The organism is Catenulispora subtropica (assembly GCF_039531675.1).
Classification (GTDB): Bacteria; Actinomycetota; Actinomycetes; order Streptomycetales; family Catenulisporaceae; genus Catenulispora; species Catenulispora subtropica.
In genome coordinates this window covers 116,760-143,212 of record NZ_BAAAQM010000004.1, presented here as the reverse complement: position 1 = coordinate 143,212, position 26,453 = coordinate 116,760, and the positions used below count along the sequence as shown (strand labels likewise).

General features: G+C 70.2%; 20 protein-coding genes. 14 read left to right on the top strand and 6 right to left on the bottom strand.

What is annotated here, in order from left to right; all coding sequences use genetic code 11:
* Positions 1-100: 100 nt before the first annotated feature.
* Entirely contained in the window at positions 101-1,087 is a 987-nt protein-coding gene (locus ABD466_RS05670; RefSeq protein ID WP_344655856.1) for an SDR family NAD(P)-dependent oxidoreductase, read from the top strand.
* 862 nt (positions 1,088-1,949) lie between these two features.
* Here the strand turns inward: ABD466_RS05670 and ABD466_RS05665 are convergent.
* The gene (locus ABD466_RS05665) at positions 1,950-2,402 is read right to left on the bottom strand and encodes a hypothetical protein (RefSeq protein ID WP_344655855.1); all 453 of its coding nucleotides are present in this window, start codon (positions 2,400-2,402) and stop codon (positions 1,950-1,952) included.
* A 73-nt stretch (positions 2,403-2,475) separates the two neighbouring features.
* Positions 2,476-2,745 carry a hypothetical protein gene (locus ABD466_RS05660; protein ID WP_344655854.1) on the bottom strand — a complete coding sequence of 90 codons (270 nt, stop codon included), beginning with the start codon at positions 2,743-2,745 and terminating at the stop codon, positions 2,476-2,478.
* A 34-nt stretch (positions 2,746-2,779) separates the two neighbouring features.
* On the opposite strand from ABD466_RS05660, the gene ABD466_RS05655 reads away from it, so the two are divergent.
* From ABD466_RS05655 to ABD466_RS05645, 3 genes are all read left to right on the top strand, one after another.
* Positions 2,780-3,670 (top strand): peptidoglycan-binding protein, encoded by an 891-nt coding sequence (locus ABD466_RS05655; protein WP_344655950.1) that lies wholly within the window; start codon positions 2,780-2,782, stop codon positions 3,668-3,670.
* Positions 3,671-3,678: 8 nt separating this feature from the next.
* On the top strand, positions 3,679-4,416 hold the full coding sequence (locus tag ABD466_RS05650; RefSeq protein WP_425558554.1) for an ABC transporter ATP-binding protein: 738 nt from the start codon (positions 3,679-3,681) through the stop codon (positions 4,414-4,416).
* A gap of 251 nt (positions 4,417-4,667) precedes the next feature.
* Positions 4,668-4,811 carry an ABC transporter permease gene (locus ABD466_RS05645; protein WP_425558548.1) on the top strand — a complete coding sequence of 48 codons (144 nt, stop codon included), beginning with the start codon at positions 4,668-4,670 and terminating at the stop codon, positions 4,809-4,811.
* 903 nt (positions 4,812-5,714) lie between these two features.
* Here ABD466_RS05645 and ABD466_RS05640 read toward each other — a convergent pair.
* On the bottom strand, positions 5,715-6,035 hold the full coding sequence (locus tag ABD466_RS05640; protein WP_344655853.1) for a hypothetical protein: 321 nt from the start codon (positions 6,033-6,035) through the stop codon (positions 5,715-5,717).
* A 36-nt stretch (positions 6,036-6,071) separates the two neighbouring features.
* On the opposite strand from ABD466_RS05640, the gene ABD466_RS05635 reads away from it, so the two are divergent.
* Genes ABD466_RS05635 through ABD466_RS05620 form a run of 4 tightly spaced genes read left to right on the top strand, consistent with a single transcriptional unit; the run spans position 6,072 to position 9,267 of the window.
* Positions 6,072-7,103 (top strand): FAD:protein FMN transferase, encoded by a 1,032-nt coding sequence (locus ABD466_RS05635; RefSeq protein ID WP_344655852.1) that lies wholly within the window; start codon positions 6,072-6,074, stop codon positions 7,101-7,103.
* Positions 7,088-7,741 carry a ferric reductase-like transmembrane domain-containing protein gene (locus ABD466_RS05630; protein WP_344655851.1) on the top strand — a complete coding sequence of 218 codons (654 nt, stop codon included), beginning with the start codon at positions 7,088-7,090 and terminating at the stop codon, positions 7,739-7,741. The genes ABD466_RS05635 and ABD466_RS05630 overlap by 16 nt, the downstream gene beginning before the upstream one ends.
* Positions 7,738-9,042, top strand: coding sequence for an NADH-ubiquinone oxidoreductase-F iron-sulfur binding region domain-containing protein (locus ABD466_RS05625; protein ID WP_344655850.1), 1,305 nt, complete (start codon positions 7,738-7,740; stop codon positions 9,040-9,042). The genes ABD466_RS05630 and ABD466_RS05625 overlap by 4 nt, the downstream gene beginning before the upstream one ends.
* Before the next feature lie 3 nt (positions 9,043-9,045).
* On the top strand, positions 9,046-9,267 hold the full coding sequence (locus ABD466_RS05620) for a ferredoxin (protein ID WP_344655849.1): 222 nt from the start codon (positions 9,046-9,048) through the stop codon (positions 9,265-9,267).
* A gap of 209 nt (positions 9,268-9,476) precedes the next feature.
* Here ABD466_RS05620 and ABD466_RS05615 read toward each other — a convergent pair whose 3' ends face one another.
* From ABD466_RS05615 to ABD466_RS05605, 3 genes are all read right to left on the bottom strand, one after another.
* Complete coding sequence (locus ABD466_RS05615; protein WP_344655848.1) at positions 9,477-9,944, bottom strand: DUF6884 domain-containing protein; 468 nt, start codon at positions 9,942-9,944, stop codon at positions 9,477-9,479.
* Positions 9,945-10,028: 84 nt separating this feature from the next.
* A complete protein-coding gene (locus tag ABD466_RS05610; RefSeq protein WP_344655847.1) occupies positions 10,029-11,036 on the bottom strand; it encodes a hypothetical protein in 1,008 nt (335 codons plus the stop codon).
* A gap of 66 nt (positions 11,037-11,102) precedes the next feature.
* A complete protein-coding gene (locus tag ABD466_RS05605; protein ID WP_344655846.1) occupies positions 11,103-11,483 on the bottom strand; it encodes a hypothetical protein in 381 nt (126 codons plus the stop codon).
* 359 nt (positions 11,484-11,842) lie between these two features.
* Between ABD466_RS05605 and ABD466_RS05600 the strand changes: the two genes are divergently transcribed.
* From ABD466_RS05600 to ABD466_RS05575, 6 genes are all read left to right on the top strand, one after another.
* Entirely contained in the window at positions 11,843-12,832 is a 990-nt protein-coding gene (locus ABD466_RS05600) for an ABC transporter ATP-binding protein (RefSeq protein ID WP_344655845.1), read from the top strand.
* The gene (locus ABD466_RS05595) at positions 12,829-14,187 is read left to right on the top strand and encodes an ABC transporter permease (protein ID WP_344655844.1); all 1,359 of its coding nucleotides are present in this window, start codon (positions 12,829-12,831) and stop codon (positions 14,185-14,187) included. The genes ABD466_RS05600 and ABD466_RS05595 overlap by 4 nt, the downstream gene beginning before the upstream one ends.
* Positions 14,188-14,584: 397 nt before the next feature.
* Positions 14,585-16,087, top strand: a complete 1,503-nt coding sequence (locus ABD466_RS05590) for an exonuclease/endonuclease/phosphatase family protein (protein ID WP_344655843.1) — start codon at positions 14,585-14,587, stop codon at positions 16,085-16,087.
* Positions 16,088-16,095: 8 nt separating this feature from the next.
* Positions 16,096-20,640, top strand: coding sequence for a DUF6603 domain-containing protein (locus tag ABD466_RS05585; RefSeq protein WP_344655842.1), 4,545 nt, complete (start codon positions 16,096-16,098; stop codon positions 20,638-20,640).
* Positions 20,637-22,892, top strand: a complete 2,256-nt coding sequence (locus ABD466_RS05580) for a hypothetical protein (protein WP_344655841.1) — start codon at positions 20,637-20,639, stop codon at positions 22,890-22,892. The genes ABD466_RS05585 and ABD466_RS05580 overlap by 4 nt, the downstream gene beginning before the upstream one ends.
* Positions 22,889-26,452, top strand: coding sequence for a hypothetical protein (locus ABD466_RS05575; RefSeq protein WP_344655840.1), 3,564 nt, complete (start codon positions 22,889-22,891; stop codon positions 26,450-26,452). The genes ABD466_RS05580 and ABD466_RS05575 overlap by 4 nt, the downstream gene beginning before the upstream one ends.
* Position 26,453 lies beyond the last annotated feature (1 nt).

The window sequence follows — 26,453 nt, the reverse complement described above, 5'->3', positions numbered from 1 at the left end:
TTACCGTGGAGGCTATCCGGAGAACCCTCCGGTTTCCATCGTACCGGCCGCGCTCCCCCGCGGCCCAGCCCAGCACCGCTCCGGCGAGACGGGAACGACCATGACCACCCCACCGCCCCGCATCACCACCCCCTTCGGCGCCGAGTCCACGGCCGCCGAGGTCGTCGCCGGCCTCGATCTGACCGGCCGCCGCGCGATCGTCACCGGCGGCGCCTCCGGCATCGGCGTGGAGACCGCACGCGCGCTCGCCGACGCCGGCGCGCAGGTCACCCTCGCGGTCCGCGACCCGGCCGCCGGAACCCGGACCTCTCAGGACATCGCCGCGACCACCGGCAACAAGGACGTGTTCGTCGAGCGGCTGGACCTGGCCGACCAGGACTCGGTCGCGGCGTTCGTCGCGGCGTGGGACGGACCCTTGCACATCCTGGTCAACAACGCCGGCGTGATGGCCTCACCCGAGGCGTACACCCCGCAGGGCTGGGAACTCCAGTTCGCGACCAACCACCTGGGCCACTTCGCCCTGGCCACCGGCCTGTACCCGGCCCTGGCCCAGGCTGGCGACGCCCGCGTCGTCGCGGTCAGCTCCAGCGCCCACCACCGCTCACCGGTGGTCTTCGAGGACATCCACTACCGTGACCGGCCCTACGAGCCCTGGTCGGCCTACGGCCAGTCCAAGACCGCCAACATCCTCTTCGCCGTCGAGGCCGCCAAGCGGTGGGCCGCCGACGGCATCACGGTGAACGCCCTGATGCCCGGCGGGATCCAGACCAACCTCCAGCGGTACGTCTCCGACGAGGAGCTCGCCCGGCTGCGGGCTCAGGTCGGAGGCGACGCCCAGCTGAAGTGGAAGACCACCGAGCAGGGCGCTGCGACATCCGTCCTTCTGGCCGCCTCCCCGCTGGTGAAGGACGCGACCGGCCGCTACTTCGAGGACTGCAACGAAGCGGTCCGTGGAGAACTCAGCGCGCGGCACGGAGTCGCAGAGTACGCACTAGACCCCGAGGCGGCGACCCGGCTGTGGCAGGTCTCGGAGGAGATGCTCGCCGACGCGGCCCAGCGCGTCAGCCACCGAGAACCTCCTCGGTGACGTGCGCGACTTCGGCGCCCTTGGCGTCGAAGTGCAGGAGTTCGCAGCCGTGAACCTCATTGAAGCTCCACCACTGCGGTGGAGTATTCGGTGCCCTCACCGCGACGCGAGGTCGCCCTTTCCCCGATGACACCAGAGGGTGGTGCGCCTGGAGATCTCCGGCCGTGCCACGCCTGTCTGGGGAGACTAGCCCGCCTAGCCTCGCTGACCAGCAAGGCAGACACTCTGCGCACTCAGCCAGACCGGAGCCACGAGACTACCTAACTTAAAGAAATTCTCGTATTTGCAAGAAATCGCGACGCGGATCAGAGACGATAGCTCCACCGGGCTCCTGGCCCCGACACGCGGATCCGACACCTTCCGCACCGCCAGGAGCCCGTCCTTACCCAACGACCCGAACGGGCAAGCGCCGCACCCACACCACGCCCCGGCACGTCGATCCTCTACCCGACGCCTCGTGGGGCGGCTTCGCCGCTCCGAGGATCGCCTTGCGCACGCCCGTGCACATCAGTGGGTTGATTCTGTTCGACATCTCGACCGAGCGAGGCGATCGTCTGAATGTAGCCGGGCGACGTTGTCGTTGAGATCGGAGAGCCTCAGCATCCGCGATCGCCCAGCAGCATTCCACCATCGGGGACAGCGTCGTCACCGGGCTGCCGGTGCCCGTCTGGGGTCATTGGGGACCACACGGCATGCCGCGATCGGCTGCATGTCAGCAAGTCTCTCCAGGACTTCAGCCTCCCTAGCCGCCATGCGAAGCCCATGCACAGATGTCTACGGCTTCCGGGACGCCGCCGAATCAATATTGGGGCAAAAGCAAGAAAGACTGCCGAATAGACGCATAGATGCTCGATGGCAACCGCTATGGGGCGGTAACAACCTTGCCCAGCCCGACCACGGGCATCATTTGCGAGCAAGCAATCTCGGTCAGCTTCGCCGGAGACACGACAGTGCCTGTGACGAGCACCTCGCTATAGCAGTGCGCTGTCACACCACCGAAACCCGGACCAGCGTAGGTCTTGCTGACGTCGAAGGTAAGAGTGAGCTCGCCAGGAGCCGACCGCGCACCGACCGTCACCGATGTCCCTTGTGGCGCCAGAGCCGCCATTTTCTCGAAGGACTGCGGAGACGTCCGAAGCGCGGCGTTGAGCCGTTCGGCGTACGTGTGCGCAGCGGCGACGATCTCGGCGTCCGCTGCCGCCTTGTTCTTGGTGTCGGCGTCGTTCTGCTCGCCGAGACCCACGACGAGCAACACGAGGTAGATCGCCGCCGTCACGGCGGCCAGGCCGCCCACGATGATCAGGGCCTTCTTCATCGCTTCTCCTTGCCAAGGCCCACGGGTGGCACCGCGAAGCGCGCGATGCCACCCGGAGAACTGGGCCAGTATTTCAGTAGTTTGCCAAAGTCAACGCCTTCTGGAAGGCGATGGCATAGCGTTTGGTGCCGGTGTTGTTGGGGTGGAAGCTCTCCATGCTGGGGCAAGGCAGAGGGCTGCCGGGGCAGGAGAAGTCACCAGGCCCGGTAGGAGCGGCGACAAGGTCGTTGATGCCCTGCGGATCGCCATCGCAGATGCGGTACTGGTAGAACTCGGCGTTGCCCCAGTAGAAGGTCACCGGGACGCCGGCCGCGTTCGCCGCGTCGATCTGGCGCTGCTCCATCCAGCCGGTGGTGGCCCTGACCGGCGCCGTACCGATGTACCGGGACCTGAAGCCGGGTGCCGTGGGAGGCGATGTCGCTCAGCTACAGAACGCGCTGTCCGCACTGGGGTACTCGTCTGGTCCCGATACCCCGGGGCAATTCGGCACAGGTACCAAGGCGGCGGTGACAGCGTTCTACAACCGACTGGGCTATCCGGTACCGACCACGGGAGGATCCGACGACGCGGGCGGCAAGACGGCGGCGATCGCGGGCGGGCCGATGGTCCCCGCTGCCGAGATCGTCTTCGCGCCGACGTTTCCGTTGCACGTTGAAGCGTTCAACGGCGCTCTGGGCAGCACGGTCGCCGCACCGTTGCTCACGGTGAACTCCGGAAGCCTCATGATCTCGTCGGTGCTTCAGCCGGGCCAGAACGCCATGGTGAAGCCGGGCATGAAGGTACAGCTGCTCGCCGAGGGCTTAGACGGCCAGACCGCGACCGGCACGGTGACAACGGTCGGTACGTACAACGCCGGGACGCAACAGTCCGGGGCGGTGCCTCCCGCACAGGGTTCCGCACCATCGAACGGAACCGTGCCGGCATCCAGCGGCGACGGCGGTCGTCAGCCACAGGTGCGGCTGACACCCGGCTACCCCATGACCGTCACTCCGGACGGCCCGCTCCCCGACGGGTGGTCGGGCCAGGACGTGCGCGTCACCATTGTGAACGCCGCGACGTCGGCAGCGGTCCTGGCCGTCCCCGTCTCGGCGATCTCCACCGGAGCCGACGGGCAGAGCTCGGTCACGGTGGTCGGAGTCGGCCAGAGCAGGCGCAGAGTCCCGGTGACCGCGGGCGCCAGCGCCGACGGGAACGTCGAAGTCACACCGACACAGCCCGACGCCTTGCGCGAAGGAGACACGGTCGTCATCGGACAGGCGGGTTCGTGACCGACACCATGATGGGCGTCGCCGAGCGATGCAACGCCGCCGGCACACCGGTCCTGGAGCTGCGCGGCCTGACTCGGACATACCACGGACCGCCGCCGGTACAAGCGCTGCGGTCGGCAGACCTGACGGTCGAAGAGGGCGAGTACGTGGCCATCATCGGCCCGTCCGGATCCGGCAAGTCGACGTTGTTGAACCTGCTGGGATTGCTCGATCGCCCGACGGAAGGCCGACTCTTTCTGGACGGGCTCGACACCACGGTCCTCTCAGAACGCGACCGGACAGCGCTGCGCGGGCGGCGGATCGGCTTCGTGTTCCAGGCGTTCCACCTGCTTCCCCATCGCACCGCGGTGGAGAACGTCATGATGGCCCAGTTGTACACCGACCGGCGCCGACGGAACGAACGCCGGGACGACGCCGTCGCCGCGCTCCAGGCCGTCGAGCTCGGCCATCGACTGGCCGCTTTGCCGTCGACGCTGTCCGGCGGCGAACGGCAGCGGGTCGCGATCGCCAGGGCCCTGGTCAACAAGCCCCGGCTGGTGCTGGCCGACGAACCGACGGGGAACCTCGACACCGTCACCGCCGCCAAGGTGCTGGATCTCCTGGACGAGCTGGTGGCGTCCGGACTGACCCTCATGGTCATCACCCACGACCCCACCGTCGCCGCTCGCGCGCACCGCACGGTGACCATCCGCGACGGAGACCTGACCGAGGAGCCGCCGGCCGAGGACGCGCCGCATGTCGCCTAGCCGCCGGACCTCGGCGATCGAGAAGTCGCGGCCGCGTCTGCGGGAGCTGGGCTCGGAAGCCGTAGCCGGACTCGTGCAACGTCCGGCGCGCACCATGCTCACGATGTTCGGCACCGTGCTGGGGGTCGGCGCGTTCGTGGCCATCCTCGGACTCACCTCGACCGCGAGCGGTCAGATCACCTCCGGCGATCGGCGCGCTGGGCGGCCTGATCGGCACGGCCCTCGGCGTGGGCGTCGTCGTGGGTGTCGCCATGACGCGTCACTGGACCGCAGTCCTCGACCCAGTCACGGTGCTGCCGGCCCCGCTGATCGGCGCCGTCGTCGGCCTGATGGCCGGAACGTACCCGGCGCTGCGCGCGGCCCGCATCGAACCGGTCGAGGCCCTCCGCCGCTGACGCGACCCGCCGTCGAACGAGTCGTCCGGGCCCGGTCCTTGGAGCCACTGGACCGGCTGCACCGAAACCCGCAAAGCGGGCGAGAGCGGCTATGGCGCCGCTGTCAGCGCTCTGCGGCACGGGCCGCGATGGCGTTATAGCTGCCGATTACCTCATCCACACAGTTCAGGCAGCATCTCGGTATTCGTGGAAGGCTCCGCCGACTCGACCGCATCGTCGCCAAGCTGCCCCCACTTGGGGGCCCTGGGGGCCACTGATACAGATTCGCGCGACCCGATACCCGGTAGGCGATACCACCGATGCGCAGTTTGCCGAACACGGTGTTCAGCTGCCGCTCATGGCCCTTCTCGGTCCGGCGGTGCCTCTGCCCTGCGGTCGGTCAGATCGCCGACCAGCCCCTCGAACAGGCCCATCGCACGGGCGAACGCCGCGGCCCCGGCCCCCATCTCGACTGCAACAGCACGCGCGGTTCACCGGCCGCGTCTCGTCGGGCTCCGGCTCGGGCTCCGGCTCCGGCCGCGGGACGCGCGCCTTTTCGGCGATCACGACGCAGGCCCCTCGGACTGCGGCTGGGTCTCTTCGAACGCTACTTCAGCGGGAGCGCCCGCAGAATCGTTTAGCGAGATCGTATAACTCATGCTCTTTTGGGATTTTCCGCTTAGAGGGTATGTTCGGTGGCTACGCCGCTATCTATTACGCAGAGTAACCACGGTGGGTGACGACCGGTCACTCCGAATGTGAGGAGAGCGTCATGGAGCATGAAGCCCGCCGCAAGCTCGTCCGAATATCCGCAGTGACCTGGACGGTCACCGCGGCGAGCGTTGCCGGGGGCGTGGCGATCGCCGCCACAGTGCCCCGGGCCCACTCGCACCATGGCGCGTCGAGGTCGGGCCCCCGCCCAGGTCAGTCCGCCTCCACCACTCCGGCCGGCTCGGGCCTCCAGCCCGCGGCGACAGCGCCCGGCAGCGCTGAAGCAGGTTCGCCCTCGCCCACATCGCCTTCGTCGCCCTCCTCGCCGACGTCACCCTCGGCGCCGTCTTCCGCCGCGCCAGCCTCGTCCGCGCGGCAAGCGTCCTCGTCATCCTCGGCGCCGACCACCTCACGGTCCGCGTCATCGCCAGCCTCGCCCCCGCCGGCCTCAACCGCCCCGGTTCCCGCCCCACGCCGGTCCTCAAGCTCAGCCGGCTCCTCCCCGACCACCCGACCGCTCACCTCCCCCACCACGACGCCTCCTGCCCCGGCTGCGACGTCGGGCGGCTCGTGAGCGTCGGCACGCGGCCGTTCGCCGCCGCCGACTGGCGCGCCCTCGGCTGCGCGGTCCGGCTCGCGGTCACCGAACCGGAGGCGCTGGACGCGGCCCGGCCGGCTTTGGCCGCCTGGCTGGCCGAGGTGGACACGGCTTGCAGCCGTTTCCGGGAGGACTCCGAGATCGTCGCGCTGGACCGGTCGGGCGGTCGGGAGACGCCGGTCAGCGGGGTGCTGGCGGGGGCTGTCGCCGCGGCGCTGCGTGGAGCCGAGCAGACGTGCGGGGACGTTGACCCCACCGTCGGATCCGCGTTGGCCGCGCTCGGCTACGACCGTGACTTCGCCCTGGTGGAACAGGATGGCGCCCCGCTGAAGCTGACGGTGCGCCCGGTTCCCGGCTGGCGCCGGATCGCCTTCGACGCGGCGCACCGGACGCTGGCGGTGCCGGCGGGGATCCGGCTCGATCTGGGGGCGACGGCCAAGGCGTGGGCCGCCGACCGGGCCGCCGCGGATCTGGCCGAGACCTTGGGTTGCGGCGTGCTGGTGGGGCTGGGCGGTGACATCGCCGTGGCGGGACCGCCGCCCCGGGACGGCTGGACGATCCGTGTCCAAGACGTGACAGATCGCAGCGATCCCGACGGTCCCCGCACCGAGGTGGTGATCCGCGACGGCGGTCTGGCGACCTCCGGCACGGCCGCGCGCCGGTGGAGCCGCGGCGGTGCCGGTGTCCACCACATCGTCGACCCGCGCACCGGCCTGCCGGCCCGCACCCCGTGGCGCACCGTCAGCGTGACCGCCGCCACCTGCCTGGACGCCAACATCGCGAGCACCGCCGCTGTGATCCGGGGCGACCGTGCCCCCGACTGGCTCGCCGGGCTCGGCCTGGACGCACGGCTGGTCGCCGAGGACGGGACCGTCCACACCGTCGGACGCTGGCCGGCCGAACAGACCGGCGCCCGGGGACGGGGACCGGGTGTGCCGACCGAGGCGGACGACCTCGGCCCGGCCGTCGAACCGATGGGAGGCCCGTCATGGATTCAGCGGTGATGTGGTACGCCGGACAAGCCACCGGCATCGTGAGCCTGGTCCTGTTCACCCTGGTGATGGCGTTGGGAATCGGTGTGCGGGAACGTACGCGCATACCCGGCATGCCGCGGCTGGCCACGGTCGCGCTGCACCGCAGCCTTTCCCTGCTGGCGGTCGTGTTCATGACTGTTCACATCGTGACGGCGGTCGCGGACTCGTACGTGAACATCAGTCCCCTGGCCGCCCTGGTGCCGTTCAGCTCTTCGTACCGGCCGTTGTGGGTGGGCCTGGGCACCGTCGCCGTGGATCTCATGCTGGCGGTCGTCGCGACCAGCCTGCTGCGCGCCCGCCTGGGACGGCGGGCCTGGCGGGCCGTCCACTGGCTGGCGTACGCCTCATGGCCGGTGGCCGTCCTGCACGGCGTGAAGCTCGGCAACGGCACCGGGCACCTCATGTCCGGCTGGATGCTGTGGCTGACCGCCGGATGCGTCGGCTCGGTGCTGGCCGCCATCCTCTATCGGGTGACGGCCGCCCGACGCCGTTCGACCCCGGACTCGGTACTGACGGCGGCTGAAGCGCCGACCGCCGACTGGCACGCCGCTCCGGGACGGCACCGCGCCGTTTCCGGGGCTCCCATCGGTGAAGGAGGCCGACGATGAGAACGACAGTCCTGCCCACTGATGTCCGGTCGCTCGTCTCCGGCACTTCGCCCCGGCTGTTGCCGCTGGAACCGCTGGATTTCTCGGCGCACCGTGCGCTTTACGGATCGACTCCCCGGATCGACGGCGCACGCGTCATCGAGATGGCCGACCGGGCAGGCCTGACGGGTCAGGGCGGCGCAGGATTCCCCGTGCACCGCAAGATGGCCGCCGTGCGCGAAGCCGCCGAGCGGACCGGGCGCCGGGCGGTGGTCGTCGCCAACGGCTCCGAAGGCGAACCGGCCAGCGCCAAGGACAAGGCCCTGCTGTGGCACAGCCCGCATCTGGTGCTGGACGGTGTCGAACTCGCGGCCACCGCCGTCGGCGCGAGCCGGGCGTTCGTGGCCGTCGAAGCCCACAGCGGTCTGCGATGGCGCCTGAGGACGGCGAGCGAGCAGCGGGCCGGGTCTCGGGTGCCGGTCACCATCGTCGAGGTGCCGCCGCGTTTCCTGTCCGGTCAGGAGACCGCGCTGGTCTCGCTGCTGAACGGGGGTCCGGCCAAGCCGCGGTTCCAGGCCCGGCCGGTGTTCGAGGACGGCGTCGACGGCGCGCCGACCCTGCTGCACAACGTGGAGACCTTGGCTCACCTGGCTTTGATCGCGCGCCACGGGCCGGCCTGGTACCGGTCCGGCGCGACGACGACGCTGTTCACCGTGCACCGCGGCGACGCGGCTCCGGCTGTGGTGGAGGCCAGCCCGGGTCTCTCGCTGGAGCGACTGGCCGGGCCCGGAGTCGCGGACGCGCAGGCAGTGCTCGTCGGCGGGTACCACGGCTCATGGCTGCCGGTGGCCTCGGCATCGGGGTCGCCGCGGGCAACGCCCGCCGACGGCCGGGTCGGCCCGGCCACGCCGGTGACCGCCGAGGGCCTGGGCGTGCCACTGGGCGCCGGAATGATCGCGGTGCTGCCCCAGGACCGGTGTGGCATCGTCGAGACCGCGGCGATCCTGCGCTTCCTGGCGCTGGAGTCGGCCGGCCAGTGCGGGCCCTGCCTGAACGGGCTTCCCCGTATCGCCGCGGCCTTCGGCGCCCTGGCCCGACCGGCGCCGCGGGCAGACCTCGTGAGGGTCCGCGAGAGCCTGTCACGCTGGGCCGGCCTGGTCACCGGGCGCGGCGCGTGCCGCCACCCCGACGGCTCGGCCCGCCTGGCCCTCAGCGCTCTGACCACATTCGCCGCCGAGGCGGACGCCCACGCCCACGGCCGATGCCGGGCGCCCGGTCGCCCGCCGATGCTGCCCACCGGAACTGCCGAGCAAGGAGCCTGATCCATGGCAGACCCCCCAACCGCCTCCCGGCCTCCGCGCGCGACCGTCGACTGGACCGCCTGCCGCGGCCACGGCGCCTGCGCCGACCTGCTCCCTGAGCGGATCACCCTGGATGAATGGGGATACCCGATCATCGACCCGGACCCGGTTCCGGACCGTGCGCGGCGCCGGGCCCGCAAGGCCGTCTCCGAATGTCCCGCCCTGGCCCTCAGGCTCCGTCCATAACCGTTCGCCAACGTGAAGTAGCTGATCCTCAGGCGCCTTTGTCGCGCACCAGGGCCGCGGCGGGCGACGTTCGCCCCGCCTGAACGAGTTCGGCCGCTGAACCCGGGAACCACGGTTCAGGATGCGTGCCGCCTACAACCCCCTACAACCACAACGGCGGCGTCCGGGACTTGTTCGCCGCCCCGACGATGAGCTGGCCCAATCTCGGGCTATCGCGGCTCGTCCCCCGAATCGCTCGCGCCCGCTGTCTCCCGGCGGATCAGGGCGCCGAGGTACCCGATCGGAGCGGTGAGCGCGGAGGTGTAGGCGGCACCGGCGCAGATCTCCACGACGTCGCCGCGGCCGACTGAGCTGAACAGGCACAGCTGCTCGGCCACGAAGCGGCCCCAGGCTCGTCGGTAGTTCAACGACTGTTGCGCGAAGGAGAATGAATAGGGCGCGAGGAGGTCGTCGGGGTGGAGCAGCCCCCAGCGACCGCTGACTACGAACCACGGCACACCGCTCGCCTCGGCCCGGGCCCGCCGTTGTGCGAACTGCGGGCTGACATACAGGTCGCGGGCCACGGCGGGCTTGCTCAGCTGCGCCTTTCCACCTCCGACGAGGATGACGGACACCGCGGTCGACGAGGCGGGTGAGGACTCGGCGAACGGTGTCGCGGATCCAACACCGGGGCGCATTGGCATGGCAGATAGCTACACGATCGCGGCACGGCGCGCCAACCGGGGAAGGCGTGCGGGTGACTTGGCAAATGGTGGAGCGGGTCAGTCCTCGTCCCCGGAAGCGGCGAAATACCCCGAGACGTGGAGCCGGTACATGATCGAGAATACCGGCGGGACCTGGCGGTACTGCTTCTGGAGCGCCCGCCGGACGACCTCGGCGTACTGGTTGTTGCAGCTCCCGCTCTGGAGCGCCTGCATGAGGTGCTCGTAGAGCGACATGCCGTCGATCGTGACGTGAGCGAACTGCGACGCATGGTCGGAGAGGAACGCCGCGAGTTCGAAGGTGGTCCTCTCCAGAGTCTCCTTCACTACACCTTCGCGGGAATCCACGGCACCCGGAACCTGGGCGTCCTGCTCGAACAGCGAGTACTTGAAGCGGTTGGCCCGGTCGACGGCGTCGAGGAGGCTGCGGAGCCGCAGGAGGAGCTCATCCTCCCGGGGCGACTTCAGGATGTCGACGAAGTGGTTGAACTGGGCGAGGCTCGTGTAGCCCTTCAGCCTGGCTTGCAGCCATTCGAAGAGGCCTTGGTATCCGGTGTGGCTCTCCTTGTAGGCGCGAACAAGAAGTCCGGCTGCCTGGAGTTCCGCATTGCCGGCGGCGATGACCGTGTCGTAGACGTACGCGTCGTCGAAGTCCTCGACGCCGAGGTAGGGCGAGTCCGGGGAGATCAGGGCCCTGAGATAAATCGGGACCTTCACCGGTGTCTCGGACTGCGCCTGGCGGCGCCTTGCTTCCTGCTCGCGGGTAACGCGTTCCAACTCGGCTCGCGCCGCTTCCTGCGTCGCCAGCGTCTGCCGGCGCCGGGCCTCGACCCGCTCCGCCAGCAGCCGCAGCTGTTCTCTCGCCTGGGCGATCTTCGCCCTGAGCTCGTCCAGCTTGATGGGCACTTCCGGGTTGAACTCGAGCGTCCCGGCCGCGATCCGCCCCTCGATGTCCGCGACGACCTGCTGCGCCCTGGCGACGGTCGACGGGTCCCGGGCGAGCGTGGCGACGGCGTCCTGCATGCGGGCCACGGCGTCCGCGGCGGGCCTGCTTTCCTGGGATCCCATGGCGGCTCCGATCAATTGGGGCGCGGTGCGGACACTGTGCGGACGCGGTGCGGGCCGGGGGCGGGGTCAGGCGCGCTTCAGGTCGTGGAGCAGGGCGAGCAGGGAGTCGAATTCGGCGATCAGCCCGTCGATCGACACCGGGGGGTCGGGGGCGGCGAGGACTCGGCCGAAGTGGTCGTCGAGCACTGCTTCGGCGATGTCCGCGTCGCCGCCTGCCTGCGTCTCCGGCTCACCGAGGCGCTCCCAGATGCCGGCCAAGATCCGCTGGTCCTCCTCCGGCGTGGTGTCGGACGCCTCCTCGCGGACCAGGGCCAGGACGGCCTCGGCGCGCGCCACGAGGTCCGTCGACGAGTGGGCGGCAGGGGCGTGCGGGCTGTCGGGGGCGTCGACGCCGCCCCGCAGCCGCGTCAGGGCTGACGGCGCAGCCGTCACATCGTCCTCGTTCATGGAAAGCCTCCCGCCCGGCGCCTCTTCGAGTCAGGATATTGCGAAAGCGGGGCGCTTCCATGGAGGGATTCGACCCACTTCCGGACGCGCACCGGCCCGGACGCCGTGGCTGCGGACGGCCGCCGGCCGCTGATCGGGATCACCGTGCCTCGGCGGTCGTCAGCAGCCGGATCTGCGCGTCCGTCCAGGCGACCACCGCCTCCGCTCCCGGGTCGGATCCCGTTGATATCCCGCCGCCGCCAGCCAAGGTCCGATTTCATGATCTGGAAGAACCTGGGCGAGAAGCTGTCCCAGCAGTGCGATGTCCACGATCGTAGGGGGTGTAGGCACCGCCACGCCCGCTGCTAGCGCAGGTGTTCATGGCCGTCTCCGTGATCGCGGCGGTGCTCAGCCTGGACGCGACGAGGTCTCGCGCATGGCCCCCGGTTATCCCTACCAACGACATTCGGGGTCGCACGGTCGAATCCCCAGCTTTGGGCGGCCAGTCTGGTGTCATGTCCGTGCAGTTGGAATCAGTAAGCCGCAGGTTCGAGACGGGCCGAGCGCCGGTGTGGGCGCTTCGCGACGTGACGCTGTCGGTACCGCCAGGGCAGTTCGTGGCGATCATGGGTGCCACAGGCTCAGGGAAGAGCACTCTGCTGCACTGCGCCGCCGGGCTGGACCGGCCGGACAGGGGGCGGGTGTGGCTGGCCGAGCGTGAGATCGGACGGATGCGGGAGCGGCGGCTCACGCGGCTGCGGCGGGATCGCGTGGGATTCGTCTTTCAGGCCTACAACCTGCTGTCAGAGCTGACAGTCGGCCAGAACGTGCTGCTTCCGAGCCGGCTCGGCGGTCCGAAGGCGGGGCGCGCGGCCGTGGCGCGCGTGCTCGACGCGGTGGGTCTGGGCGGTCTGGAGCGGCGGCCGGTCGGTGAGCTGTCCGGGGGTCAGCGGCAGCGCGTTGCCGTAGCGCGAGCGCTGGTGACGCGGCCCGCGGTGGTCTTCGCCGACGAGCCGACCGGTGCCCTCGACCCGACGACCGGCGGTCAGATCCTGGGCCTGCTGAGGCAGGCGGTGGATCGGGACGGGGTGACGGTGGTGATGGTGACACACGATCCGCGCGCCGCCTCGATCAGCGACCGGCTGGTGCTGCTACAAAACGGACGAGTTGTGGTGGACGGGCCGACGCCGTCGGATGAGGGGACCATCGCCGCACGCCTGCGTGCTGTTTCAGTCGGCGCGGGAGCCGGGAATCCCGTCGCCGATGACGGCCACGTTCACCGAACGGCTCACGGCGGCCGAGACGCCGACTTCACAGCCGGTCACGCCGTCGGCCGCGTAGCTGCCCGTCCCATCTGGAACCCGGCATGACCTCAGGCATCACTCTCCAAGCCCTGCGTCGTCACCGCTGGGCCTTCCTCGGCCCGGCCGCCACTCAGACCATCGCGGCCACCGTCATCAGCGCCGCGATCATGGCCGCCCGGTCGATGGACACCGCACCGCTGACCAAGCCCCAGCGCCACAGCCTCATCAGCCCTGACGTCGGCGCCATGAACGGCGTCTTCATCGGCAGCTCCGTCTACATGTCCATCCTGCTGGTCGGCGTAGCGATGAACCTCGTCATCAGCCGCCAGACCCGGGACATCGCCCTGCTGCGCGCCGTCGGTGCCACGCCGGCACGCATCCGCCGCTCAGCCGCGCTGCAAGCAGCGATCGTCGCGCTGCCATCCTCAGCGCTCGGATATGGGCTGGGCACGCTCGCCGGGAATGCCTGGATCTCGGCGCTGCGCTCCCATGACATCCTCCCTCCGCAGGTCACCTTCCACCCGGACCTTCTAGCGCTGCCGATCGTCGCCGGCATCGAGCTCGCCACCTCCGTTCTCGGCTCGCTCGTCGCCGCCATCCGGCCCGCCCGCGTGCGTCCGGCACGCGCCCTGACCGACTCGGCGACCGGACGTCCTCGCATCGGCGTGTTCCGCACGCTGCTCGGTGTACTGCTTCTCGCCGGTGGCGTAGTGCTGGCCGGGCTCATCTCCAAGCTCGACGCGAAGAACGCCGGCGACGCCGCTTTCTTCGTCATGCTCGCCCTCTGCGTCGGCGTGGGATTGCTCGGGCCGATCCTGCTACGTGCCATCGTCGGCCTCGCCCGGCCACTCGCCACAGCACTCGGCGGCTCCGGCACGGCCACCATCGCGGCCGACAACATCGCGGTGCTCTCCCGGCCGCTGTCCGGGGCGCTTGTCCCGCTCGTGCTGGCGATCGGCTTCGCCATCGTCAAGGTCTCGATGCACACCACCGCCGCGCACATCACCGGCACCGCCGACGCCGCGACGGACGTGTGGCTCGACTACGCCGGAACCAGCGTCTACTGCGTCTTCGCCGCGTCGGCCGCACTGAACACGCTCATCACCGTCATGGCCGGCCGCCGCCGTGCCTTGGCCGTCACCCGGCTCGCCGGGGCCGACCGACCCCGCATCCTGGGCATAGTCGGTGTCGAGGCGGCGATCGTCCTGGGCACGGCGCTGGCGCTGGCGATCGGGGTGGGAATGGTGACGCTCGCCCCCATGCTGCACGCCCAGTTCCACACCTGGCTTCCCTACATGCCGCCGTCGTATCTGTTCGCGGGCATCCTGTTGACCGGCGTGGTGGTGGTCGGAGGGATGCTGGTCCCGGCCGCGCTACTGTCGCGACGGCGGCCCATCGAGGTTGTCATGGCAGTGGAGTAAGACTCCCGAAGAGAGTGACGGCTTCGACAACGAGCGCCCAGCTCTTAATACATTCCCTGACACGGCCTAGTACGACTCAGAACGGCCGGTGCTGCTTTCTGACCCTACGGATTGCGGACCTCGAAGGACCGCCGGGAACGGCATGACGCCCAGGACCCGCCGGATCCTTACTACATCCCCATGGGGGTTCAGCAGCACTCGAACAAGATCCGCATCCAACCTGCCATAAAGCACCCGGACGGAGCACACCGACATACCCGCCATGCGATGACGGGCGACGTACGGTTGATCACAAGCCGCCAGGAAGGTCCACGGGGCTCGGTACGACCTCCCGCCACCGAAACGGCGCGTCGATCGTGTGCGCCCTGACGCGGTCTCTACGAGCTGGGAGGCAGTCATGCCGAACATCCGTGTGCTGCAGTGGAACATCCGCAAGTTCGGGCAGCCGAAGAGCGCCATCCCCGGGATGCTGCGTGCCATCAGCCACACGATCGTCGGCGCGAACGCGGACATCGCGATCATCCTCGAGCCGACCGGAAGCACCGGGGTCGTCGCGTTGCAAGCGCTCGCGGCGGACCTGCGCGTGATCGACGGCGCCAACCACTGGGCCCTGACGTACACCAGCGCTACCGGGCGCGAGCGCTACGGCTTCTTGTGCCGCAACCTCAACCTCGTGCGCTTCACCGCCGTCACCAACAACGTGCACGTTGCGGCTCCCCCGGCCGACATCGGCACGGTGAACCACCCGGTACGCAATCTGGAGGAGATCGACTTCACTACGTGGCCAGCCAACTTCGGCGCTCCCTTCCCCGCGCCTCTGCCCGCGCCGCCGCGCCAGCCGCTCCTGGACCTGTTCGCGGTGCCGCCAAGAGCGCGCATGGCCAGACTGGTCAGATTCGGCGGCCAACCCGCGGCACAGGGCGGATTGGCCCAGGGCATCGGCGCGCGCCTGCCGTGTCTTGCCCTGTTCCACATCCACACCCCGGCCGGGAACCACTACTACCTGCCGATCGTGGTCTGCCACTTCTACGCCACCCGTAGCAGCCACGCCCACAATGGGGGCGCCACCCGGCAGATCGCGCAGATGAAATTCCTGCACGCCGTCCAGAAGTACGCGTTCCGCGATCTGGCCGCGGCCGGGCCGCCCCCGGTCGAATGCGGCTATCTGAGCATCGACGGCGCGGCCGTGCCGGTGCGGGAGCTGATCATCACCGGCGATTGGAACGTGGACTTCAAGCAGAACCTGGACGGCGGTAGGTTTCTGGAACAGGTCAACCACAACGCCTTCGTCACCCTTACGCCGACGCCGCAGAACGGTGGGTCGGCGGCGGTGCCGCTCCTGGTCGGCACCGCGGTGGCCGGCCCCGGTGCCCTGCCCGCCGGCGGGCCCCCGATCGTCCCGTTCCAGGTGCCGGCCGCGCCACCGACGGTCACGTCCGTTCCGAACCAGGCGCTGCGTTCCGCGGTGACCAGACAGGGCACGATCCTGCTGCAGTACAACGCAGCGAACGCCCGGGCCGTCGCGGGGATGGCCCCGGGGAACCTTGCCGCCTTGCGCGACTGTTGCTACGACCTGACGTTCTACGGCGGCACACAAGTGTCCGGCGCGGCGATGCTCACCCCGGCGGCCGGCGGTAGCCCCGCTGATGCCGGGCTTGTCGTGGATGTCCCGGCAAGCATCGTCCCCGGCCCCGCGGCACCGGGCGGCCTGGCCCCGGGCCAGGTCTGGGTCGGGCAGATCCAGAACTACTACGCCAACAGGATTCCGCCGCTGTACAACGCGGACCAGGCGCCGGCTCTCAACCAGCACCCCGCTGTGCTGACCCTGACCGACCGTTGGATCGGAGCCAATCTGATCAGTGACCACGTTCCCACCGTCCTCCAGTTCACCTGCCCGTGAGCGCGCCTATGGACATCGCCACTGTCGTCCAGCTGGTCGAGACCGCGTTGCGCAACCCGCCATTCCGCATCAGCGGCGTCGAACTGCAGTCGCCGCCTGTCAGCCGCCTGCTCACCGGCCACCTCGGCTCCGACCGGCTACAACTGGCCGACACCCCGCCGGCCGAGCAGACGGGGGAGTCGATCACCGTGTCCGGGACGCTCGCCGTCCCGTTGCACGGGCTGCCGGATCTGACGGCCACGGCGGTGTTCACGGTTGTCGGCGGGTTGGCCCAAGTCCGAGTCGAACTCTCCGGCCTTCCGGCCGACTGGCGGCCCTCTGCGAGCTTCCCGTCTCTGGCCGGCTCGATCACCGATTCCTTCACTTACAGCAGGCCGCGACTGGTTCTGGACTCCCAGAATCCGGATGCGCTGCCCGTGGATCACCCGGCCGTGTTCGGCTTTCCCGCCTTCACCTCGACCACGTCCGCGAAGCTCGTCAGAGGCCTGTCACTGCATGCCGAGGTCGCCCTGCAGTCCCCGCCCGCGGGCCTCGGCGCGCTGGCCGGCGGCACCACCTGGGACGTATCCGGCGAGATCGCCCTCCTGCCTTCGGCGGTCACCACATGTCTGGCCACGAGGCCGTCCACGCACCCGTTCAGCATCGCGGGGTACGACGTGCCGTTCCGGGTCGCCGTGGTCGCGGCCGCGCTGCAGCCGGCGGACGGCACCCTGCCCGTGCACGTCGCCAGCGTCCTGCAATTCGACGCCGAGATCGACAAGGATGTCGGCGGTCCGGGCAGCCCCCACGTGATCAGGTTGCCTTTGCGTCTGCGCACCCTGCCGTGCAGCGCCGGAACGCTGACGCTCGGCTCGAACCTGCCGGCCAAGGCCCCCATCGCGCTCACCGAGCTCGCCTCGCTGGTCAGCGGGCACGACGTCGCGGGCCAGATTCCGACCACCGGCGGCTTCCCGGTCCTCGACGACATCGTGCTCGAAGACGTCTCGGTGACCTTCGCCCCGTCGTTGTCCCAGCAGCTGGTCAGCGTGAGCGCGACGGTCGGACTGGTCGACCCCGATCCGGCCGGCTGGAAGGTGTTCGACGAGCTGGTCGCGTTCCACGGCATGGCCGTCACCTTCACCTATCTGCCCGCGCTCGCGGAGATGATCACCACCGTCGAGGCCCGGGCGGCCGTGGCCGGCGGGACGCTGGACGCCGAGATCAGCCTGCCCGACCTCACCTTCGACCTTGAACTCGCCGAGGACACCAGTCTCGACATCAAGCAGATCATCCAACACATCGCCGGCGCATCGATCGGCATGCCGCAGGTCACCTGCTCCCGGCTGGCCGTGCACGGCGACGTCCCCGGGAGGGTCTACACCGTCCAGGCCAGCGTCACCGACTCATGGAGCTTCACCCTCGGCGGCAAGACCTTCGCCCTCACCGAAATCGACCTCGGCCTGACCTATGACAAGGCTCTGAGCGGCGAGATCACCGGCCTGTTCACCCTGGCCGGACAGCAGCTGTGGGCCACCGCGACGTACGTCGCCGCCACCTCGAGCTGGTCTTTCGCCGGTGGCACCCGGGCCCCGATCACCCTCGATGTGCCCGCGCTCGCGTCTGGCCTGGCCCGGGATCTGGGTCTGGACTTCCCGGCGTCGAACGCCCCGGCCGGGCTGATGGTGGAGAACCTCAACATCTTTTATGACACCGCCGGCAGCCTGGAGTTCACCGGGCTGGCTTCGTTCGAGGTGGCCGATGCCGCCTGCTCGCTCGGCGTCTCAGTCCGGCACTCCGCCGACCGCACACACTTCACCGGCATGCTGTTCGTCGGCGACGAGGCCTTCGAGGTCGATTTCAGCTCCAGCGCGCAGACGAGTGTGCTGACCGGCACGTGGTCGGCCGTCGAGGGCGCGGCAGGACTCGGCATCACCGCGGTCATCGCAGGGCTCGGGTTCACCCCGCCCGCCCTCCCGCCAGAGCTCGACCTGAGGCTGATCAATGCGTCGTTCACGTACGACATCACCACGAAGGCGTTCGTCATCACGGCCGAGTCGACCTCCCACGGCAAGGCGATCTTCGCGGCCGTCCCGGTCGGCCAGGACACCGAGTACTTCTTCGGCCTGTCGGTCGGGCACGTCGGCCTCGGCGGCCTGCCGGTGGTCGGCGAGGCGCTGGCGAAGGTGCTCGCGATCGGCGACGTGCACGTGGTGCTGTCGTCTCAACCGTTGACCAAGCCGATCGCGGACGCCCTGCGCCCGCTGATCCCGCAGGGATACCCGGCGCCACCGAGCGCGGGAACCGCCGACAGGATCGCGCTTTGCGTCACCATCGACCTGGCCGGCACCCAGCTCCCGCTGAGCATCGGTATGGGCGCGCCGAAGAGTACGGGTTCGAACACCGTCGCGCCGCCCCCGCCGGCCGGTTCGCCGGTCACCGCCACGCCCCCGGCGGCCACGGACGGCACCACCTGGTTCACCGTGCAGCGTACGGTCGGGCCGCTCACGCTCCAGCGGGTCGGCGCCCGCTACCTCGCCGGCGCCCTCACCCTGCTGCTCGACGCCACGCTCACGGTAGGCGGCCTGAGCATCACCCTGCTCGGCCTGTCGGTGACCTCGCCCGTCTCCGACTTCTGCCCGGTGCTGGGTCTGGACGGACTGGGCATCGGCTACACCCAGGCGCCGCTCGCGATCGGGGGAGCCTTCGAGAAGATCGTGCCGCCGCCGAAGGGCACCACATGGGAGTACGGCGGCGGCGTGACCGTCTCGCTGCCAGACCTCCAGCTGGCCGCGATCGGTGCCTTCGCCGACCTCGACAGGGTGCCGAGCATGTTCGTCTTCGCCCGGCTCAATGCGCCGCTCGGCGGACCACCGTTCTTCTTCGTCACCGGACTGGCAGGCGGTTTCGGCTACAACTCGGCGCTGCGCATCCCGACCCAGGACCAAGTGGTCTCCTTCCCGCTGGTCGCCGGCTCGACCGGCGCGGCGGGCCTGCAGGGGGCGACCGACCCGCTCACGGCACTCAGCGTGCTCACCGGCGGAACAGAACCCTGGATCACCCCTGCGGCCGGGGCGATCTGGGTCGCCGCCGGAGTCACCTTCACCTCATTCGAACTGGTCTGCTCCCAAGCCCTGCTGATCGCCGAGCTCGGCAGCACGGACCTCACCGTGGCCCTGCTGGGCCTGTCCACCGCCCGCTTCCCGCGGACCGGTCCGGTGACCTACGCGCAGATCCAGTTGGAGCTGCAGGTCGTGGTCCGCGTATACGAAGGCTCGTTCGCGGCCACGGCACTGCTGACCCCGCAGTCGTACCTGCTGGACCCGGCCTGCCGGCTCACTGGCGGTTTCGCGTTCTGTTTCTGGTTCGGGCAGAACCCTCACCAGGGCGACTTCGTGCTGACTGTCGGTGGATACAGTCCCTACTACACCGCCCCGGCCTGGTACCCGCTCGAATCGCGGGTGGGCTTCACCTGGAACGTCAGCTCGAAGGCCACGGTCTCGGGAAACGCGTACTTCGCGCTGACCCCCGCGGCGGTGATGGCCGGCGGAGCGCTGTCGGTGAACTTCCACGACGGCAACCTCACCGCTTGGCTCACCGCGCACGCCGACGTGATCGCCTGGTGGCAGCCGTTCCACTTCCGGGCCGGGATCGGGGTGAGCATCGGCGCCTCTTATCGGCTCGACCTCGGCGTGTGCTCGAAGACGCTGACCGTGGAGCTCGGGGCCGAGGTGGACCTGTGGGGCCCGCCGACCGGCGGGACCGCGACGGTGCACATCTGGATCCTGTCGTTCACGGTGGCCTTCGGCGCCGGGCCCAGCGACGACCCGAGGCCGCTGGAGTGGCCCGACTTCAAGGGCCTGTTGCCCTCCGCCCCGATCACCTTGACCGCGACGGCCGGCATGACCGGCCAGGAGAGGGCCCCGAACGGGACGACGACCTGGATCGTGCGCTCCGGCTCTTTCGCCTTCAGCAGCCGCTGCGCGGTGCCGGCCACCTCGCTCAGCTTCGGTGGGGCAGCGGCGATTGCGGAGAGGACCGGCGTCGACATCCTGCCCATGCAGCTGACAGGCGCCAGCTCGCCGCACGTCCTGTCGATCACACGCAACGGCAAGGCGTTCCCTGCGCCCTGCACGGCGACCGCGGCCACCGCCGCGGGGCCGAAAGCCTTGTGGGGAACCGGCTCCGGCAAGGCACTGGTTCCAGCGGATCAGCAGCTGGTGCCCGGACTGCTGGTCGGCATGGACATCGCCGTCACCCCGCCCGCCATCGCCCCGACCCCCGGCGTCATCTCGCTCGCCGACTCGCTCGGCTACGACCCGCTGCCGCAGACCACGAACGTTCCGGTGCTCGCCCACTCGCCGGCGGCCGGACCGGTGCCGACGGCCGGGCGGCAGACCGTGCGCGCCATCGTCGCCGGCATCGCGTCCGAGACCGTGGCCACGGCCCGCGGCGAGCTGTTCGGCGTACTGGCCACCCTCGGCTATCGGCTGGCCGCGAACGCGCCGATGACCCAGTTCGCCGGCCAGGCCGGCTCCCTGTTCACCGACGAACCGCTCCTCGTGGCCGCCCCGTGACCGATCTGCCCGACCTCGCCCCCGGCCAGCTGGCCTTCCACGACGACGATGTGCCCGCGTTCCCCGCCGGCGTCTACCAGATCACGGCGCACCAGGATCTGAGCGCCGCGACCGACGGGTATTTCACGAAGCCGGCCGTCCAGGACTTCGAGGTGCGCGCTCCGCAGTTCGCGCTGGATCCCGGCGAGACCGCCTCGCTCTACCCGCCGGCGGACACCGCTGGGGACTACTCCGAGGTACTGGCGCACATCGTGCTGACCGAGCCGACGCTGCCGTGGGAACGCGACATCCCCGGAACCGATATGCGCACGCCCTGGTTCGCGTTGTTGGTACTGACCGACGCGGAGATCGTCTCGACCACCGTGACGACTCCGGCGGCGCTGTTGCGTCCGGACCCGAACGTGATCAAGCCCGATCTGGACCCGACTGCGCTGCCCGCGGCCATCGCGGCCTCGGCCACCACGGCGCTGGTGCTCTCGGCCGACGTCTTCCAGGCCGTGATCCCGACGGCCGCCGAATTGCCGTATCTGGCGCACGTACGCAGTGCGAACCTGAGCGGACAGGACGGCGGCAGCACCGAGGTCGGCACCTTCGCGGTCGTGGTGGCCTCCCGCTTTCCGGACTCGACCGCAGCGCCGGGCACCAGCGGCACCCGCAACCGGGTACACCTGGTGTCGTTGGAAGGGCACGGCGCGCTGCTGACGGGCCATCCGGACTTCGGGCACAAGCTCTCCGGCGGGCCCCGGGACGTGGCTCTCGTCTCATTGGCCTCATGGTCCTTCGTCAGTGCGAAGGCTGCGGGCGGTACCTTCGCCGCTCTGATGGGCGACTTGGTCGATTCCGCCCACGGGGATCCGCGGGCACTGCTGTTGCGCGCCCCGGTTCCCAAGCTGCCCGCCCCTCGAACGCCGGCCCAGCAGGAAGCTCAGGACCGGATCGCCGCCGGATATGTCCCGCTGGACTACGCCACCGCGACCGGAGAACAGACCTTCGCCTGGTACCGCGGCCCCTGGACTCCGGAGGTGGCGCAGCCGCTGCCGGCCAAACCCGAGCCGGGCCGCTACACCAGCGCAGACCAGGCGACGGTCTTCATCGAGCAGAACGGCGTGTTCGACCTCAGCTACGCCGCGGCGTGGACGCTGGGCCGGACCGCCGGCCTGGCCGACCGCGCCTTCGCCACCGCGCTCTACCAGTTCCGCCGCCGCGTTCATCAGCTCGTCGACTTGGCCCTGAGTCGGATCGCGGCGCTCGGTGACACCCTGTCCGGTCCGGCCACGCTGGTCACGGCGAACCCCGTCACCCGGCGGTTCGGAAACCTGGTCGCGGCCGGCCTCGGGGACACGGTGCACACCGCCGTGCTCGCCCTGGACGCGGCGACCGGGGCGAACGCGCCGACCGTGGCCCCGCCGCCGCCCGCGCCGGGGCTGTCGCCGAGGTCGCAGGTCACCGCGTTTCTCGGCACTCCGGCCGGGCTCGCCCTGATCGCGCAGGCCGGCACGGACGCGGCCGATGGAAGTCTGGCGCCGGTGGGAACCCGGGTGGCGGCGCTGGCCCGGATGGAAGGCGTCCCCTTCACCCACCTCGTGCCGCACCCCTCGATGCTGCCAGTCGAGTCGATCCGCTTCTTCCACGTCGATCCCGGCTGGACCGGCGCGCTGATCGACGGGGCGTTGAGCGTCGCGGTCGAGAGCAGCCGGGACCTCTACGTGCTCAGCGTTTTCGACGCGGTGCTGGACAAGACGGTGGCGGACGCGCAGAAGGAGGGCACGCCGGTCGCAGGCCTGCTGCTGCGTTCGTCCGTGGTCTCCGGCTGGCCCGGACTGACCGTCACGGCGAAGGCCGGTTCGGCGCCGGTCGGTGTGCCCGTGGTCAAGCGCCTGTCCGCGGATGTGCTGCTGTGTCTGTTCGCGGCGGTGCCGGACACAGTGTGGCTCACCGAGCCGGCGCACGGACTGGTGTTCGGTGCTCAGGACGGGTTCGTGCTCGAACTGAGGAGCCTGACACCGCCGGTCGGCGTCCCGGCCGCGCGACCGCGTTTCCCAGAGACAGGCGACCTGACGCAGTACCTGCGTCCGGCGCCGGACGGCGCACCCGCCAGGGTGCTGTCGATCACCGCGCTGGTCGCGGCGCTCAAGACCCGGCTCGGCGTGACCAGACTGGGTGCGGCCGATTTCGCGGTGCTCCTGGTGCGGGCACCTGAGCGACTCGTGTTCGCACCGCACAAGACCCTGTCCCTGGAGCGTGAGTCGTGACCGATCCGGTCCTGCTGGTACCGATGGCCGTCCAGGCGATGGCGATCAACGACGCGGCGCGCCAGCTGAACTACCGGCGCTGGACATATAGCTACGAGGCCATAGAGCAGTACGACACGCCCGAACAATCCCCGTTCGACGTCCAGTCGGGCCAATGGAGTAACGACGCCTCGGCCAACGGGGTGTACCTCATGTGGACGCTGCCGGACGCCCTGCGGCGGGGTGCGCACGATTCCGCGGCGGCGACCACGCATTGGCCGCTGGTGCCCAACCGCTGGCTGGTCGTGCGCTACAGCGGGCCGGCGGGCGCACGGACCGCGGCAGGCTGGGTGGTCGAAAGCGACCACCTGGACCAGGACGCCACCTCGCGATACCTCGACCCGTCCGCATCGGCGCCGGTGCCCACCGCGATCGGCCGAAAGATCGATCTGAGCACCGGCGGCTGGTCGGAGACCGGGACCGGAAAGCTGTTCCTCACCGCGGTCGCGCCGGGGAATCCGGCCTTCGCCTCGTTCCAGCCGAACGTGGAAGACGTCTTCTCCATCCACGATGACCTGTCCGGGGTCGCCGCCGGCACACTGGCGTACGCGGTGGCCGGCTGGTATTCGAACCCTGCGGACGACGCGCTGCGCACGGCGGGGCCGAATCTCGCCGCCGCGCTGTCCGCCCTCGGCTGGACAGCCCCCGGAGCCGACACACTCGCGTCCGCCGTCTGCGTGGTACACGGACTGGTACGCGGTATCGCCTGGGATCCGCACGGACCCGCTCCGGCCGGCGAAAGGCCGACGTCCGCGCGGAACGTGTGCGTCTCCGTGGCCGACACCTCCGTCGACGCGCTGACCGCGATGGTCGCCCGCCAGGCCGCTGAAAGCGGTCACGGGGGTACCGACCTGGACGCCAAGCTCCTCAAGGCGTTCCAGTACGGACTGCTCCCGACGCTCGACCAGCCCGACGGCCCGGAACTGCTGCGCGCCCAGGCCCAGCAGGCAGCGTTCCTGCGCTCCTCCGGCGGGACGCTGTGGGAGATCTCGGACGCACCTCCTATGCCGCCAGGGGGCTCCTCGCTCCGAACCGGGCCCGCCGCACAGCCCGACGAGTCCTGGCTGGTGGACCTCAACCAGGCGCAGCGCCTCTTCGACGACGCCGCGAGGCAGCTTTCCGCGCTGCAGTGGGAGCTGTACGAAATGGCGTGGAAGCGGGGGTGGGCGAACGCCAACCAGATGCCCACCGGCTGCAGCGACTCCCAGTTCGCGGCCGCGCTCGACCCCGCCGGCCCGGACAGCCTGCTGAGCCGGACGATCGCGCAGCTGGCGAAGGTCCGCACGGCTTCGGGCGCGATCCCCCACGGTGACACCGCAGAGCAGTTGGCCGACGCGATCCGCGCCTACGGCACGGCGCACCAGCTGGCGTCCGGCCGCGTGCTCCGGGCGACTGTGCGGCCGAGCTATTGGCAGCAGGCCAACCCGGTGGTCGTCGTCTCCGGAGCCAAAGCGTCGGCGCCGCTGACCCCGGCCGCACCACTGGCCTGCCGCCTGCCCGCGAGCCTCATCGACGCGGTCTCCTTCGCGTCCGCCCCCGGCGGCCGGATCACCGCTGCCGAACTCACCGTCCCGACGGTCCCGCTGACCGGCCTCCCGCAGGCCGTTGCCACAGCCGTCAAGGGACTGATCGAAGAGTTCTTCCTGGTCGACCCGGACAACGCCGCGGCCGTCGCGCAGCAGGTGCTGCACGACCCTGAAGCCGCGGGCGCCATCGCCGCGGCCATGGCCGACCCGGCGAAATTGTGCGGGACACCGCCGGCGATTCATCTCGGCGCGTGGAGCCAGCCGTGGTCGCCGCTGTTCCTGATCTGGCGGATCTCCTACTGCCCGGTGGACTTCGGCACCGCGGCCGACCCGAACTGGATCTTCGACGGAAACCGCTACCGGTGGACCGGCCGGGGCGCCGCGATGGACAGCCAGAAACAGTTGTCGTACAAAACCTTTTCCGGTTACTCGCTGCTGACCCCGCAGAACGTCTTCACCATGCGCACGCGTCTACAGCAGTTCGCCAAAGCGGACCCGCACGCGCCGCTGTCCCAGGTCGAGGCCTTCATCGAGCAGGCTGACGGCTGGGACCTGCTGTCCCAGACGCTGGACGGCTTCCACCAACAGCTGGCGCTGCGTGATCCGGTCGCCGTGGTCGGCCCCGACCCGATGACCGAAGTCGTCCCCGGTGTGACCCTGGCTGACGTAGTCGGCACCGCCGCGGCCTACCACCCGATGCCGGGCGCCCCGAAGCTCCCGCAATTCCGCGACCCGCCGCCATCGGCCTTCCAGCCGGTGCGTTCCGGTTTGGCGTTCATCAGTGACTTGATCGTGGTCGACGCCTTCGGGCAGACCCTCGAAGTCGTCGACTCCTCCAGTGCCGCGACGTTCCGGCCGGTTCTGGCTGAGGACCTCCTGCCGGATAAGCCGGCCGCCGCCTATGAGCCGAACCGGATGCTGCAACTGCGTCCACGTCTGCTCCAGCCGGCCCGCCTGCGCTTCGACTTCGTCTCAGCACTCGACGACTCGAAGGTGCTCAGCCTGCACGACGGCGTCAACCCGGTGTGCGGGTGGATCATCCTCAACCACCTCGACTCCGCGCTCGCCGCGTACTCCCCGGCTGGCGAGGCGCTGGGCGAACTGCGTCTGACCGTCGACGTCCACGACACCCGGATCGTCACCTGGATGCCGGCCCCGGGAGGCCGATACCCCACGGTCGCCGCGCTCACCTCGGCCTATCCGCATCTGGGACAGACGCTGGCCGGCATGGTCGCGGCCGGCGCCCAGCAGTTCCCCGGCATCCTGGAGACGATCGACGAGAGCCTGTGGAGTATCGTGCCCTCGGGCCTGCCTGACGACCAGTCGACCGCGGTGCTGGCCGGACGGCCGCTGGCGCTGGTGCGCGCCCGCCTCGGCCTGGAGCTCGACGGACCGGCGTTGACCGACCCCACCTGGCGCTTCACCTTCCAGCAGCCGCCGGCCGCGGTGCTCGACCTGGACTTCCCGGTCCGGATCGGTGACACAGACCTGCGCGGCGACGGACTGGTCGGCTATTTCACCGGCTCCGACTACGCCCACTGCACAGTCGGCCGACTGCCGGCCGCCGTGACCGGCGGGGGCTTCCTGGCCACGGCCGGGCCGGGCACCTTCCCCTCGCTGCGGGCGAACGGCGCCGACCTGCTGCTGACCATGCTGGTAGACCCGCGCGCGCCGGTGCACGTGGTCAGCGACATCCTGCCGGTGGCGTCCCTCGGCATCGACGCGTCCTTCGTCGATCCCGCCCTGGCGGCGATGACGCTGCTGTTCGAGGTCTCCCCCACCCTCACGATCTTGGACACGACCGGCCCGGTGCCGCTTGTCCGCCTGCCCGTCCCTGCCAGTCGGGACTTCACCTGGTCCTGGCTGGAGAACGACTCGGCCGGAAAGGTCAAGGCCTATCCGACCGCCGCTCCGGCCACCGGCGCGGAAATGCCGGACACACCGCCGTCGCTGCGATCCGGGTGGCTGTGCGTCACCCGCGGGCAGCGGCCCTGAC

Bases quoted from the DNA above. Each gene is read 5' to 3' on its own strand.
- ABD466_RS05670 (WP_344655856.1), top strand. From the start codon at position 101: ATGACCACCCCACCGCCCCGCATCACCACCCCCTTCGGCGCCGAGTCC.
- ABD466_RS05665 (WP_344655855.1), bottom strand. From the start codon at position 2,402: ATGAAGAAGGCCCTGATCATCGTGGGCGGCCTGGCCGCCGTGACGGCG.
- ABD466_RS05660 (WP_344655854.1), bottom strand. From the start codon at position 2,745: ATGGAGCAGCGCCAGATCGACGCGGCGAACGCGGCCGGCGTCCCGGTG.
- ABD466_RS05655 (WP_344655950.1), top strand. From the start codon at position 2,780: ATGTACCGGGACCTGAAGCCGGGTGCCGTGGGAGGCGATGTCGCTCAG.
- ABD466_RS05650 (WP_425558554.1), top strand. From the start codon at position 3,679: ATGATGGGCGTCGCCGAGCGATGCAACGCCGCCGGCACACCGGTCCTG.
- ABD466_RS05645 (WP_425558548.1), top strand. From the start codon at position 4,668: ATGACGCGTCACTGGACCGCAGTCCTCGACCCAGTCACGGTGCTGCCG.
- ABD466_RS05630 (WP_344655851.1), top strand. From the start codon at position 7,088: ATGGATTCAGCGGTGATGTGGTACGCCGGACAAGCCACCGGCATCGTG.
- ABD466_RS05625 (WP_344655850.1), top strand. From the start codon at position 7,738: ATGAGAACGACAGTCCTGCCCACTGATGTCCGGTCGCTCGTCTCCGGC.
- ABD466_RS05620 (WP_344655849.1), top strand. From the start codon at position 9,046: ATGGCAGACCCCCCAACCGCCTCCCGGCCTCCGCGCGCGACCGTCGAC.
- ABD466_RS05615 (WP_344655848.1), bottom strand. From the start codon at position 9,944: ATGCGCCCCGGTGTTGGATCCGCGACACCGTTCGCCGAGTCCTCACCC.
- ABD466_RS05610 (WP_344655847.1), bottom strand. From the start codon at position 11,036: ATGGGATCCCAGGAAAGCAGGCCCGCCGCGGACGCCGTGGCCCGCATG.
- ABD466_RS05605 (WP_344655846.1), bottom strand. From the start codon at position 11,483: ATGAACGAGGACGATGTGACGGCTGCGCCGTCAGCCCTGACGCGGCTG.
- ABD466_RS05600 (WP_344655845.1), top strand. From the start codon at position 11,843: ATGGCCGTCTCCGTGATCGCGGCGGTGCTCAGCCTGGACGCGACGAGG.
- ABD466_RS05595 (WP_344655844.1), top strand. From the start codon at position 12,829: ATGACCTCAGGCATCACTCTCCAAGCCCTGCGTCGTCACCGCTGGGCC.
- ABD466_RS05590 (WP_344655843.1), top strand. From the start codon at position 14,585: ATGCCGAACATCCGTGTGCTGCAGTGGAACATCCGCAAGTTCGGGCAG.
- ABD466_RS05585 (WP_344655842.1), top strand. From the start codon at position 16,096: ATGGACATCGCCACTGTCGTCCAGCTGGTCGAGACCGCGTTGCGCAAC.